Annotated in this window: 12 protein-coding genes; 5 read left to right on the plus strand and 7 right to left on the minus strand. The window is 74.7% G+C overall.

Translation table 11 applies throughout. The features are described 5' to 3' along the window. Positions 1-9: 9 nt before the first annotated feature. From ACIF6L_RS35425 to ACIF6L_RS35435, 3 genes are all read right to left on the minus strand, one after another. Positions 10-795 (minus strand): ABC transporter permease, encoded by a 786-nt coding sequence (locus ACIF6L_RS35425; RefSeq protein WP_329487037.1) that lies wholly within the window; start codon positions 793-795, stop codon positions 10-12. Beyond that, positions 792-1,754: an ATP-binding cassette domain-containing protein gene (locus ACIF6L_RS35430; protein ID WP_329487038.1), complete on the minus strand. Its 963-nt coding sequence runs from the start codon at positions 1,752-1,754 to the stop codon at positions 792-794. The genes ACIF6L_RS35425 and ACIF6L_RS35430 overlap by 4 nt, the downstream gene beginning before the upstream one ends. Before the next feature lie 124 nt (positions 1,755-1,878). Beyond that, the gene (locus ACIF6L_RS35435) at positions 1,879-2,550 is read right to left on the minus strand and encodes a DUF4097 family beta strand repeat-containing protein (RefSeq protein WP_396491694.1); all 672 of its coding nucleotides are present in this window, start codon (positions 2,548-2,550) and stop codon (positions 1,879-1,881) included. Between the two features lie 244 nt (positions 2,551-2,794). Between ACIF6L_RS35435 and ACIF6L_RS35440 the strand changes: the two genes are divergently transcribed. Beyond that, a complete protein-coding gene (locus tag ACIF6L_RS35440) occupies positions 2,795-3,544 on the plus strand; it encodes a helix-turn-helix domain-containing protein (protein ID WP_359810694.1) in 750 nt (249 codons plus the stop codon). Between the two features lie 29 nt (positions 3,545-3,573). Here the strand turns inward: ACIF6L_RS35440 and ACIF6L_RS35445 are convergent, their stop codons facing one another. The 3 genes from ACIF6L_RS35445 to ACIF6L_RS35455 all read right to left on the minus strand — a co-directional run bounded on the left by ACIF6L_RS35445 (position 3,574) and on the right by ACIF6L_RS35455 (position 9,770). Further along, positions 3,574-6,897, minus strand: coding sequence for an error-prone DNA polymerase (locus ACIF6L_RS35445; RefSeq protein ID WP_396491695.1), 3,324 nt, complete (start codon positions 6,895-6,897; stop codon positions 3,574-3,576). A 148-nt stretch (positions 6,898-7,045) separates the two neighbouring features. Next, positions 7,046-8,899, minus strand: coding sequence for a DNA polymerase Y family protein (locus ACIF6L_RS35450; protein WP_396491696.1), 1,854 nt, complete (start codon positions 8,897-8,899; stop codon positions 7,046-7,048). Positions 8,900-9,014: 115 nt separating this feature from the next. After that, the gene (locus ACIF6L_RS35455; protein ID WP_359810686.1) at positions 9,015-9,770 is read right to left on the minus strand and encodes a hypothetical protein; all 756 of its coding nucleotides are present in this window, start codon (positions 9,768-9,770) and stop codon (positions 9,015-9,017) included. Positions 9,771-10,057: 287 nt separating this feature from the next. Here ACIF6L_RS35455 and ACIF6L_RS35460 point away from each other — a divergent pair, with 287 nt between their 5' ends. The 3 genes from ACIF6L_RS35460 to ACIF6L_RS35470 all read left to right on the plus strand — a co-directional run bounded on the left by ACIF6L_RS35460 (position 10,058) and on the right by ACIF6L_RS35470 (position 11,872). After that, the gene (locus ACIF6L_RS35460) at positions 10,058-10,531 is read left to right on the plus strand and encodes a carboxymuconolactone decarboxylase family protein (RefSeq protein ID WP_396491697.1); all 474 of its coding nucleotides are present in this window, start codon (positions 10,058-10,060) and stop codon (positions 10,529-10,531) included. A 244-nt stretch (positions 10,532-10,775) separates the two neighbouring features. Continuing rightward, a complete protein-coding gene (locus ACIF6L_RS35465; protein ID WP_396491698.1) occupies positions 10,776-11,246 on the plus strand; it encodes an SRPBCC family protein in 471 nt (156 codons plus the stop codon). Between the two features lie 38 nt (positions 11,247-11,284). Next, the gene (locus ACIF6L_RS35470; protein ID WP_396491699.1) at positions 11,285-11,872 is read left to right on the plus strand and encodes a DinB family protein; all 588 of its coding nucleotides are present in this window, start codon (positions 11,285-11,287) and stop codon (positions 11,870-11,872) included. A 23-nt stretch (positions 11,873-11,895) separates the two neighbouring features. Here ACIF6L_RS35470 and ACIF6L_RS35475 read toward each other — a convergent pair whose 3' ends face one another. Then, complete coding sequence (locus ACIF6L_RS35475) at positions 11,896-12,051, minus strand: hypothetical protein (protein ID WP_396491700.1); 156 nt, start codon at positions 12,049-12,051, stop codon at positions 11,896-11,898. A 136-nt stretch (positions 12,052-12,187) separates the two neighbouring features. Between ACIF6L_RS35475 and ACIF6L_RS35480 the strand changes: the two genes are divergently transcribed. Next, positions 12,188-13,126 (plus strand): oxygenase MpaB family protein, encoded by a 939-nt coding sequence (locus ACIF6L_RS35480; protein ID WP_396491701.1) that lies wholly within the window; start codon positions 12,188-12,190, stop codon positions 13,124-13,126. The last annotated feature ends 13 nt before the right edge of the window (positions 13,127-13,139 follow it).

Raw genomic sequence — 13,139 nt, forward strand, 5'->3', positions numbered from 1 at the left:
TCGTCCCGGTTACTTCGGGTCACGGTTGAACGTCGAGGTCGACCAGAAGTAGCCGAGCGCGGTGAGCGCCAGGCACCAGGCGACGGCGAGCCAGCCGTTGTAGCCGATCCCGCTGCCGAGCAGCAGGCCGCGCAGGGTCTCGATGGCCGGCGTGAACGGCTGGTACTGGGCGATCGGCTGGAACCAGCCCGGCATCGCGTCGACGGGGGTGAAGGCGCTGGAGATGAGCGGCAGCAGGATCAGCGGCATCGCGCTGTTGCTGGCCGCCTCGGCGTTCGGGCTGGCCATGCCCATCCCGACCGCGATCCAGGTGAGCGCCAGGGCGAAGAGGACGAGCAGCCCGAAGGCCGCCAGCCACTCCAGGGCGGTGGCGTCCGTGGAGCGGAAGCCGATGGCCACGGCGACCGCGCCGACCAGGACCACGCTGGCGACCGACTGCAGCACGCCGCCCACGACGTGCCCGACGAGCACCGACCCGCGGTGGATCGCCATGGTGCGGAAGCGGGCGATGATGCCCTCGGACATGTCGGTGGAGACGGACACCGCGGCCCCGATGACGGTGCTGCCGATGGTCATCAGCAGGATGCCGGGGACGAGGTAGGCGATGTAGGCGGAGCGGTCGCCGCCGCCGATGCCGGCGCTCATCGTGTTGCCGAAGATGTAGACGAAGAGCAGCAGCAGCATGACCGGGGTGAGCAGCAGGTTCAGGGTGAGTGACGGGTAGCGCCGGGCGTGCAGCAGGTTGCGGCGCAGCATGGTGGCCGAGTCACGGGCGGCGAGGGTGAAGGTGCTCATCGGACGGTCTCCTTGGACTGGTTGTTCTGGGCGGGCACGCTGGAGCCGGTCAGGGCGAAGAACACGTCGTCGAGGTCGGGGGTGTGGACGGTGAGTTCGTCGGCCTCGATGCCGGTGGCGTCCAGCCGGTCGAGGACGGCGCGCAGGTCGCGCTGGCTGCCGTCGCTGGGGATCTGCAGAGCCAGGGCCTCGTCGTCGCGGGTGACGTCGTGCAGGGCGAGGGCGGCGGACCGGTAGGCCGCCGGATCGGCGAAGCGCAGCCGCACGTGGCCGCCGGGGATGAGTCGCTTCAGCTCGTCGGCGGTGCCTTCGGCGGCGATCCGGCCGTCGTTCAGGACCGCGATGCGGTCGGCGAGTTGGTCGGCCTCCTCCAGGTACTGGGTGGTGAGGAAGACGGTCACGCCGCCGGTGACGAGTTCGCGGATGATCTGCCACATGGTGTGGCGCGAGCGCGGGTCGAGGCCGGTGGTCGGCTCGTCGAGGAAGATGACCCGCGGGCCGCCGACCAGCGTCATGGCGATGTCCAGCCGGCGCTTCATGCCGCCGGAGTAGGTGGAGGCGGGCTTTCCGGCCGCCTCCACCAGGTCGAAGCGTTCCAGGAGTTCGGCGGCGACCCGGCGGCCCTCGCGCTTGGAGAGGTGGTGCAGGTCGGCCATCAGGAGCATGTTCTCCTCGCCGGTGATCAGGCCGTCGACGGCGGAGAACTGCCCGGTGACACCGATCGCGGCGCGCACCGCCTGCGGCGCGGTGGCGATGTCGTGGCCCGCCACCCGGGCCTGTCCGCCGTCGGCCCCGATCAGGGTCGAGAGGATCTTGACGACGGTGGTCTTGCCGGCCCCGTTCGGGCCGAGCAGGGAGAACACCGTTCCTTCGGGGACGGCGAGGTCGATCCCGGCGAGGACGCTCTTGTCGCCGTAGGACTTGCGCAGCCCGTTCGCCGCGATGGCCAGGTCGGTCATGAGAGGTGCTCCTTCAGAGGCTGCGAACAGTGGTGCGGGGGCTGTGAGCGGTTCAGAGGCTGCGGGCGGTTCGGGGGCTGTGAGCGGTTCGGGGGCTGTGGGCGGTTCGGGGGCTGCGGGCGGTTCAGAGGCTGCGGGCGGTGATGTCGCCGTGGGAGGTGGTGGCGCGGATGGTGAGTGCGGCGTCGGTGCCGGCGGTGTTCTGGAGGGTGTTGTGGATCCGGCCGTGGGCGGTGCCGGCGTCGAGGGTCGCGCAGACCCCGCGGGCGGCGCCGATCTCGATGGCGCCGGCGTCGGTGCGCAGGTCGAGGGTGCCGCCGGTGGCCTCGGTGATCCGCAGGTCGCCCTTGCGGGTGCTGAGCTGTGCGGAGCCGTTGAGCCGGCCGACGGTGATGTCGCCCGCGAGGAGGGTGAGGTGGGCGTTCGCGGTCTCGTCGAGCTTGACCGAGCCCTGGGCGCCGTCGAGGGTGACGTCGCCCAGGCGTCCGACGCCCCGCAGGTCGGCGGCGGCCGTCTTCGCCTGGATCCGGGAGCCGGCGGGGAGCTGGACGGTGACCTCGACGGCGCCGGACTGGCCGAGGAGGCGGTTGGCGGCCGGGGCGGCCGTGATCCGCAGGACGCCGTCGGTGTACTCGACCGTGATCCGCTCGGCGGCCTTCACGTCGGCGCCCTTGGCGGCGTTCGCGGGGAGGACCTCGACGGTGGTGTCGCTGCGGTCGGCGGCGATCAGCCGGACGCTGCCGGCGGGGATGTCGAGGACGGCGGCGATCGGGGTGGTGGTGGCGAACTTCTGCATCGTTCTTCTCCTTCTGCGGCGGCGGGCACTCGGTCGGCCCGTCGTTTCCGATGAGGGAAAAGCTACGTTGCATTCACGATGCTGGCAACACGTTCGTTGCGTCAGAATCCCATCGTCGCAGGTAGTTGCGGTGATTTCATTGCAATGGTTTCGCGCCTAATGCAACGAGCCGCTATCCACTCGTTGCAATGGATTGAGAGTGAACGCTATGCTCGGCGCACTACCCACCCCGAAGGAGACCGCGATGCCCGGAGGCAGGCTCACCCAGCAGGAACGCCAGCAGATCGCGCTCGGGCTGGCCGACGGCCTCCCCTACGCCGAGATCGCCAGGCGGCTCGACCGCCCGACCTCGACGATCACGCGCGAGGTGATGCGCAACGGCGGCCCCACCGGCTACCGCGCCGACCTGGCCCAGCGCGCCACCGGGCACCGCGCCCGCCGCCGGCAGGCGGCGCCCCGGGACCCCGCCGCCGTCCCGCAGGAGCACGGCCGCGACGCCGACGCGGTGCGCGCGTACGAGGAGGTGTTCACCACCGCGATGCTGCAGTCGGGCATGCCCCAGATGATGGCCCGGGTGATGGCCTGCCTCTGCCTCACCGACTCGGGCAGCCTCACCGCGTCCGAACTCGTCCAGCGCCTCCAGGTCAGCCCGGCCTCCGTCTCCAAGGCGATCACGTTCCTCGACGCCCAGGGCTTCGTCCGCCGGGAGCGCGACGAGCGCCGCCGCGAGCGCTACCTCGTCGACAACGACATCTGGTACCAGTCGATGATCGCCAGCGCCCGCTCCACCGCCCAGATCGCCGAGACCGCACGCCAGGGTGTCGGCGTGCTCGACGCCGGCACGCCGGCCGGCGCCCGCCTCGAAAACATCGCCCGCTTCCTCGACTTCGTCTCCGAGAGCATCGCCCGGTCCGCCGAGCAGGCCCGCGAGATCCTGCACCCGCAGCCCGCGGCGGCTCCGGACGGCGCCACCGGGCCGGTGTCGGACGGCTGACCGGCCAGCCGTCACCGGCGCCCCCCGGGTCAGGCGCCCAGGCGCAGCGGGGTGAGCCGGGTGGCGACCAGGTTGGTGGCCCCGCGGTCCCGTTCGACGTGGCCGTGCACCAGCAGGCCGGCCCGGTCCAGGGCGGTGCGGCGCTGGGACTCCCAGACCGGGCGGCTGCAGATCACGTTGATCAGGCCGGTCTCGTCCTCCAGGCTGAGGAACAGCACACCGCCCGCCGTCGGCGGCCGCTGACGGTGCGTCACCAGTCCGCCGACCACCACCGCCGAGCCGGGTTCCACCCCCGGCAGCTGGGCGGCGGTCAGTGCGCCGCCGCGCTCCAGGTGCGCGCGCAGGTGCTGGACGGGGTGGCTGGTGGCGGAGGCCCCGGTGGCCCAGAGGTCGGCGATGGTCTCCTCCACCGGGGTCATCTCGGGCAGCGGCGGGGCCTCGGTGCCGGGCGTGGTACCGGGGATCAGCGCCGTCGACACTCCGGCGAACGCCCCGGCGGCCCAGAGCGCCTGACGCCGGCCCAGCCCGAAGCAGCCGAACGCGCCCGCCGCGGCGAGGGCCTCCAGGACCGGCGCGGGCAGGCCCGTGCGCCGCGCGAAGTCCTCCAGGTCGGCGTACGGCTGCCCGGCCGCGATCGCCTCGGCCTGCGGGGTGCCGACCCCGCGCACGGTGTCCAGCCCGAGCCGGATGGCCGCCTGCGGTTTGCCGGCGGTGAGCGGCGGCTCCGGGGTCGGCCCCCGGTACGGCTCCAGGGTCGGCCGGGCCCCGCTGGCGTTGACGTCCACCCCGCGCACCCGTACGCCGTGCCGCCGGGCGTCCGAGATCAGGCTGAGCGGCGCGTAGAAGCCCATCGGCTGGTTGGCGAGCAGCGCACAGGTGAAGGCGGCCGGGTAGTGGTACTTGAGCCAGGCGCTCGCGTACACCAGGTGGGCGAAGCTGATCGCGTGGCTCTCCGGGAAGCCGTAGTTGGAGAACGCCTCGATCTTGACGTAGACGTCCTCGGCGGTCTCCGGCGGGATGCCGCGTTCGGCCATGCCGCCCAGCAGCCGCTCGCGCAGCCGGGCGACCCGCTCGTGCGAGCGCTTGGAGCCCATCGCCTGGCGCAGCCGGTCCGCCTCGGCGGGGGTGAACCCGGCGCAGTCGATGGCCAGTTGCATCATCTGTTCCTGGAACAGCGGCACCCCGAGGGTCTTGCCGAGCGCGTTCTCCATCAACGGGTGCGGGCAGCCGGCCGGTTCGACCCCGGCCCGGCGGCGCAGGTACGGATGGACCGAGCCGCCCTGGATCGGGCCCGGACGGATCAGCGCCACCTCGACCACCAGGTCGTAGAAGTGGTCCGGCTTGAGCCGCGGCAGGGTCGCCATCTGGGCGCGCGACTCGACCTGGAAGACACCGACCGTGTCGGCCCGGCGCAGCATCGCGTACACGCCCGCGTCGTCGACCGGGATGGTCGCCAGGTCGTAGTGCGCGCCGTGGTGTTCGGCGATCAGGTCGCAGGTGTCGTGCAGGGCGGAGAGCATGCCGAGGCCCAGCAGGTCGATCTTGACCAGTCCGGCACCGGCCGTGGAGTCCTTGTCCCACTGCAGCACCGACCGCCCCGGCATCCGGGCCCACTCGGTCGGGCAGATCTCGGCGATCGGCTCCCTGGTGAGCACCATGCCGCCCGAGTGGATGCCCAGGTGGCGCGGCAGGCCGTGCAGTTGACCGGCCAGGGCGAGCACGTCGGCGGGGATGACGGCGTCCGGACCGGGCGCGGAGCGGAAGTCGCTCTGCCGGCTGAAGGCGTCCACCTGCCCCTGCGGGTAGCCGAGCACCCGGGCCGCGTCGCGCAGCGCCAGCCGGGGCCGGTAGGTGATCACGTTGGCGACCTGGGCGGCGTGCTCGCGCCCGTAGCGGCGGTAGACGTACTGGATGACCTCCTCGCGGCGGCGGTGCTCGATGTCCAGGTCGATGTCGGGCGGGCCGTCCCGGGCGACGGAGAGAAAGCGTTCGAACAGCAGCCGGTAGTGGATCGGGTCGACGGCGGTGATGCCGAGCGCGTAGCAGACCGCCGAGTTGGCCGCCGAACCCCGGCCCTGGCACCAGATGGACTCCCGGCGGCAGAAGTCGACGATGTCGTGGACGATCAGGAAGTACCCGGCCAGCTCCAGGTCCTCGATGACGTCCAGTTCCTTGCCGAGCTGCCGGCGGGCGGCCGCGTTCCCGGGCCCGAAGCGGGCCGGGCCGCCGGCGGCGACCAGCGCGCGCAGATGGCTGATCTCGGTGTGGCCGGGCGGGACGGGGAAGCCGGGCAGCTCCGGGTCGAGCCGGGTGAAGTCGAACGCGCAGGCCCGGGCCAGGTCGACGGTGGCCTGCCGCACCCCCGGGAAGCGGGCCAGCCGGGCCGCCATCTCGCGGCCCGAGCGCAGGTGCGCGGTGCCGGCCGCCTGCGTCCAGCCCGCCGCGTCCTGGAGCGTCCGGCGCTCGTGCAGGGCGGCCAGGCTCTGGGCCAGCCGGCCCTGGGCCGGGCCCGCGTGGTGCGCGTTGGTGGAGGCGACGACGGGGAGGCCGAGCCGGGCCGCCAGCGCGGCGAGGGCGTCGTTGCGCAGGTCGTCGCCGGGCAGCCACTGGTCGATCAGCTCGACGTGGACGTTCTCGCGGCCGAACGCCTCGGTGAGGGTGCGCAGCCGGCGCTCGGCCCCGTCGACGCCCCGGGAGGTGTCCGCGCGGGCCCCGCCCCCGGCGGCTCCGGCGGCCAGGGCGGACTCGGCGGCTCCGGCGCCGGGAGCGGATGCGGCGGCTCCGGCGGCCAGGGCGGCCGGGACCCGGCCGAGGCGGCAGCCGGTGAGCACCGCCCAGTGGCCGTCGTGCGCGTCGGCGAGCGCGGCGAAGTCGTACGCCGGACGGCCCTTGGCCCCGCCCGCCAGCTGGGCGGCGCCGATCGCCGCGGAGAGCCGGCGGTAGCCGGCCGGGTCGCGGGCCAGGACGAGCAGGTGCTCCACCTCCTGGTCGCGGCGCAGCGTCAACTCGGCGCCGAACACCGTGCCGACGCCCGCCTCGCGGGCCGCCTCGGCGAAGCGGACCGCGCCGTAGAGGCCGTCGTGGTCGGTGAGCGCGAGCACCTCGACGCCCAGCCGGGCGGCCTCCGCGACCAGCTCCTCGGGGTCGCTGGCACCGTCGAGGAAGCTGAAGGCCGAGTGGACGTGCAGTTCCGCCCAGGCCGGATCGCCGGTCGGCCCGGCCGGCCCGGGGCCGCGGTCCTCGGCCCGGCGGCGGATCGGCACCACCTGGCCGGCGGTCGGGCCCGGCCGGCCGCCGGCCAGGCGTCGGTGCAGCTCGCTCCAGGGGAGCGCGGGGTGGCTGGTGAATCCCATCGGGGGTTGTCGCCTTCGGTCTCTCGCTCGTGTCCTGCCCCCCTGCCGTGCTCCCGCCGGCCTCTCCTCGCCGATCTCTCCCTGCCGTGCTCCGTCCCCGCCGCACCGTCCCGGCGCTCCGCCGCCCGTGCTCCGCCGCCGTGCTCCGTCAGTCGTAACCGGCCTCCAGGAACCACTCGCCGTTCTCCACCGTGAGCAGCAGCGCCCGCCCGTCCGCCACCGTGACCTGGAAGCGTGCCCGGCGGCGGGCGCGCGCCTGGTCCCACCAGTACTCGACCGCCGGCCAGGGCCCGGTCCAGCCGTCGACCACCAGGTCCCGACCGCGCACCGCGATCCGGGCCGGCCGGGCCGACACCCCCGCCCGGCCGTCCACGTCCACCGGCCGCCCGGCCGTGTCCAGCACCGCGACCGGCACCGGGGCGCGGTGCACCACGGCCGGCCAGACGTCCCGCAGCCGCCCCGGCCAGGGCGCGTCGGCCGGCGCCGCCGGGTCGTACGGCTCGCCCCACGGCACCCGGACCACCTGCTCGCCCGGTCCCCGCCCGCCGGCCGGTTCGATCCGGCGCAGCCCGGCGTGCCCGAGCACCGCCTGGACCCGGGCCACCGCCCGCTCCACCCGGTCGTCCGCGACCGCCTGCCCCCAGAGCGCCAGCTGCCGGCCCTGGTCGGGCGAGAGGTCGTCGGGTACGAGCCGCAGGGCGGTGAACCCCGCGTCGTGCGACGGCCCGCCGTCCGGCACGGCGAACGTCCCCGCGCCCTGCCAGGCCTGGAGCTGCCAGCGGACGCGCTCGGCGAGCGCCGCCGCCGACAGCCGGCCCTCGTGCCGCCAGAGCCGCGAGACGGTCCGCCCGTCCGCGCAGGCCACCTCGACGGCGACCCGCTGGCAGGTCAGACCCGCCCCGGCGAGCCGCTGGTGCAACTGCTCGGCCAGGGTGCGGGCGACGAACACCAGCGGTTCGGCGAGCGCCTCCGGCGGGTCGAAGCACTGCTCGACGGAGAGGTCCGGCCCCTCCATCCGCGGTACCAGCGGGCGCGGCTGCAGCCCCCGGGCCAGCCGGTGGGCGGCCGTGCCCGCCGGGCCGAAGCGGTCCGCGACCGCCTCGGCGGGCAGCGCGGCGAACGCCCCGACGGTGGGCAGGCCGAGCCGGTCCAGCAGCTCCGCCAGCCCCTCGTCGCCGAGCGCGGCCACCGGATAGGGGGCGAGGAACTCCGCCGTCCGGCCGGCCGGCACCAGCACCCCCGCCCGGGCTGCCAGCACGGCGGCGAACAGGCCGTCGGCGACCCCGATCCGGGCCGGCGGCACCGCGTCCGCCTCCCCGGGGCGCGCCTCGGTGTCCGGCCCGGAATCCGGGCCGGCGGGCGGCTCGGGCGGCCGGGCGAACCCGCCCGGTGCGCCGTCCCGGGCCGCGGGCGCCGCGGCGAACAGGCCGTCCACCGCCTCGGCGCGGCGCCGCGCCGCCGCGCGCTCGGCCTCCGCCGGGCGCGTCCACCCGGGGGCGTCGGCGGCCCCGGGCTCCGGCGGGTGCGCCCGTCCGGCGGGCCCGGCGTGCTCGGCGTCCGCGGGATGGGCCTGCCCGGCCCGAACCTCCGGGGCCTCCTCGCCCCGGTCCGCCGCACCGGCCAGGGCGGCCGCCACCGCCCGCTGCACCTTCGCCGTCAGCGCCTCCTCGCCGCCGAAGTACCGGCTCGGGCCCTTCATCGGGATCGCGCACAGCCCCGGGCGCAGCACCTCCACCCGGGGCGTGAACGCCTCGACCGCCGCGACCACCGGCTCGAACCGCCGGGTCTCCGCCTCCGGGTCCCGCTCCCGCAGCTCCAGCGCGGGGCAGAGCCGCTGGGCCAGCTTGAGCCGCTGCCCCTGCCGCACACCGGCCGACCGCGCCGCCTCCGAGCAGGCCAGGACCCGCCCGCCGGCGACCACCGCCACCGGGACGTCGCCGCCGCCGTCCGCGCTCCCTTCGACGGCCACCACCGGCCAGTCCGGGCACCAGACCACCAGCACCCGCGGCGTCCCGGGGGTCCCGGCTGCCGCAGGTGTTCCGGGCGTTCCGGGCGTTCCGGATGCTCCGGACGCTCCGGACGCTCCGGACGCTCCGGACGCTCCGCCGCCGGTCATCTCACACCACCGCCATTCGGTCGAGGCCCGCCCCGACCCCCGACGTCACGTCCTCCCCCGCCTCGGCGGCCTCGGCCACCGCCCGCACCTCGCCGTGCTCGTCCGGCAGCCAGAGCCGGGCGGTGCGCCCGCGCACCGCCGAGCCACGCCCCTCCACCGCCACCTCCACCTGCCGCCCGGTGAGCTGGCCGTGCCCGTCACCCAGCCCGAACCAGCGGCCGGAGCGCACCTCCAGCCGCAGCCCCGCCCCCGGCCACGGCCCGGCCACCAGCAGCACGCAGCCACTGCGCCGCAGCACGGCTGCCAGCCGGGCGGCCGGCTTGGGTGCCACCGGCCCGTCCGGACGCAGCATGATCAGCTCGACCGCCCCGGCCAGCACCGACACCACCTCGGCCCAGTGCGGCCCGGGGTCGTCCGCCACCAGTAGCCGCCGCAGGTCCAGCCCGTACCCGGCGGCCGCGGCGAGCCCGAGATCGGGCAGTCCGACCGCGGCCGCCCAGCCGCCGTCCGACCCGCGTGCCCCGGCGGCCAGCGCGAGCAGCAGCCCGGTGTCCCCGGCCCCCACCGACACCGTCGTCCCCCGCCGGAGCCCGCCCTCCGGCAGCACCGCCCCCAGCGCGGGCAGCACCGGCAGCAGCCCGCGCCGACCGTCGACCGCCTCGGTGCCGGTAGCGGCACCGAGGGCAGCCGCGGACACCACCGGGCGGAGCGGCTGCCGCTCGGCGGTGGATTCGAAAACAGATTCGAAAACGGGCACGCCCCCAGGATCGAACATTCGTTCGCAAAGATTCAAGTCTGCTTGGTCCACCCCAACGGTCACTCTCCGTGTCGCCCGCCGCTCGGGGGCCACCCCGTACGGCCCCGGACGCCGCGGACCGCCCCGGGGGTGATCGCCCAGGTCGGCACGGGTGCCCCGTCGCGGCGCGGGCGCCGCCCTCCCGGCACGGCGGGGTCCGGGCACCTCACGGAACGGCCGTGTCACAACTCGCCGGGCTACCTCGTCAAAGGAGTGCAAGCCGCCGGACACCGACTTTGGAGCGCGTCATGGAAGCACGCCTGAACCCCTTCACCAACCCGGTCCTGGGCAAGGTCTTCAAGCACATCATCGCCGCGGGCAAGGTGCTCGAAGGCTCGACCCTGCCGGCCGCGACGCAGGAGCTGGTGAAGCTCCGCGCCAGCCAGATCAACGGCTGCGGCTTCTGCACCGACATGCACTTCAAGGACGCCGTGCACGCCGGAGAGTCCCCGGAGCGCCTCAACCTGGTCGCGGCCTGGCGCGAGGCCACGGTGTTCACCGAGGCCGAGCGCGCCGCCCTGGAACTCGCCGAGGAGGCCACCCGCATCGCCGATGCGGCCGGTGGCGTCTCCGACCGGGTCTGGGCGAACGCCGCCCAGCACTACGACGAGGACCAGCTCGGCGCCCTGGTCGGAGTGATCACCGTCATCAACGCCTTCAACCGCGGGAACGTCATGCTCCAGATGCCCGCCGGCGACTACCGGCCCGGCCAGTTCGCCTGAGCGGGAGCACCGCCCGGAGCGGCCGGATCCGGCCCGGACCGGGGTCACCAACGAGGCGGACACCCGCGCACCCGACGGGCGGCGAGGTGTCCGCCTCGCCGCCTTCGCGAGCCCGGCTCCGCGACCGACGCCTTCGCCAACCGGGCGTGACCGCAGTCACACTGATGGAGCGTCACATCCCGCCGGTGCACGTCGTCTCCCTGGCACACGAGGAAGCGACCCGCTCGACCGAGGAGGACGCACCATGGAAACCATGACCGTCGAACGCGTCATCGACGCCCCCATCGACGACGTGTTCCGCTGGCTCACCACGACCACCAACTACACGGCCTCGCCGCTGGTGCTGCGCTGCCGCCTCGCCCGGCGCGGCAGCGGGGCGCCCTACGGCGTCGGCGCCGTCCGCAACCACCTGTGGCTCATCGGCTGGTTCAGCGAGCGCATCACCCACTACGACCCCCCGTACGCCACCGAGTACGTCGTCGACCGCAGCCTGCCGCCGTCCCGTCACGAACTCGGCCGGATGACCTTCACGGAGGTCGACGGCGGCACCCACGTCCGGTGGACCACCCGCGCCGAGGTCGGCGTCCCGCTGCTCGGCGGCCCGCTCACCCGGCTGTTCGCCCGGCCGGTCATCACCCGCACGTTCCGGAACATCCTCGACGCCGCCGCCACCGCGCTGACCACGCCTCCCGGCCGGACCCCGCCGCGGCGCTGACCGCCCGTCGGTCGGAGGCGGGGTGGCAGACTGGTCCCATGATCGGACCGGACTTCAAGAAGGACCTTCAGATCTATCTGCAGGACGCCCGGGACGCCCTGCTCTGGAAGCTCGACGGGCTGTCGGAGTACGACATCCGCCGCCCGATGACGCCGACCGGCACCAACCTGCTGGGGCTGGTCAAGCACGCGACCGGCGCCGAGGCCCTCTACTTCGGAGCCACCTTCGGGCGGCCGTTCGCCGGAACGCCCCTGTGGATCACGGGCGACGCCGAGCCGAACGCCGACCTCTGGGCGACCCCCGAGGAGACCCGGGAGCAGATCGTCGACCGGTACCGCGCGGCATGGGTCCACGCGGACGCGACGATCGGGTCACTCCCGCTGGACGCCGTCGGCCGGGTGCCCTTCGGCAACCGGAGCGAACTGACGCTCCACCGAGCCCTCGTCCACATGATCGCGGAGATCCAACGCCACGCCGGCCACGCGGACATCGTCCGGGAACAGCTCGACGGGACCACCGGCCTGCGCGACGGAGACGGGAACATGGCCCCCGGCGACCGCCCCCAGTGGGAGGAGCACCACACCCGGGTCGAACAAGCAGCCCGCACGGCCGCCCAGCCCACCTGACACCCCCACCCCCCGAGCGGACCTCAGCCCGCGCCGTCCGTGCCGTGGTACTCGCTCGGCATGGAGCTGTGGTGCTCCACGGGCCGTTCGGTGCCGGCTCTCGCCCACCACCAGTACGCGAGGCCGGCCACGGCGACGAGGCCGACCGGAATCAGGACCACCAGAAGCCATTCGAGCATGCCGTCTCCCCCTCCCCCGGCGGCCGACCCGGCGCGCCGCCCCCGGGAAGCGTAGGCCCACGCGCGCCACGGAGTGGCCGGCGGCGCGGCGGGGCCGCGTTGACCTGTCCCTGACCGGGACCCTAGGGTCTGGCCCGTGCAGCGATACGACTGGCTGAAGACGATTCAGCGGATGGAGCCGGAGACCGAGTTCACCGAGATCTACCGGATCAGCAGCTGGTACGAGTTCCCGTGGGACACCACCCAGTCGCTCAGCTTCGCGCTCTACCGCACCTACGCCGTCCCGAGCATCGGCCGACTGCTCGCGCGGACCGGCGAGTTCACCCGCCGCGCGCAGAAGCGCTACGACGACACCGTGCTGATCCTGGAGGCCGTGGTCGAGCACGGCTTCGCCTCGGAGCAGGGCCGGGAGGCGATCCGGCGGATGAACCGGATGCACCACCGGTACGACATCTCCAACGAGGACTTCCTGTACGTGCTCGCCACCTTCGTCGTGGTGCCCAAGCGCTGGCTGGACGACTACGGCTGGCGCCCGTACTCCGAGCACGAGGTGCGGGCCACCACCAACTACTACCGCGAACTGGGCCGCCACATGGGCCTGAGCGACATCCCGGAGACGTACGACGCGTTCGAGCGGCTGCTGGACGGCTACGAGCGCGCCCACTTCGGCCACGACCGGGGCGGCCGGGAGGTCTCCGACGCCACCCTCGGCCTGATGGCCTCCTGGTACCCGGCCCCGCTGCGGCCCTCGATGCGGGTGTCCTCGATCTGCCTGCTCGACGATCCGCTGCGCGAGGCCTTCGGGTACTCCCGGCCCCCGGCCGCGCTCCGGTACGCCGTCCGCTCCGGCATGCGGCTGCGCGGGCGGCTCGTCCGCCTCCTGCCGCCGCGCCGCTCCCCGCGCCTGGCTCGCGACGGCCGGCAGGTGCGCAGCTACCCGGGCGGGTACCGGATCGCCGAGCTCGGCACCTTCGAGGACGGCGCCTTCGGGGACGGCGCCGCGCCCCGGGGCGGCTGCCCCTTCCCGCCCGCCGCGACCGGGCCGACCGGGGGCACGGACCCGGCCGGGGGCTGACCGCCCGCCGCAC

This window comes from Kitasatospora sp. NPDC086009 (genome assembly GCF_044540385.1).
Lineage (GTDB): Bacteria > Actinomycetota > Actinomycetes > Streptomycetales > Streptomycetaceae > Kitasatospora.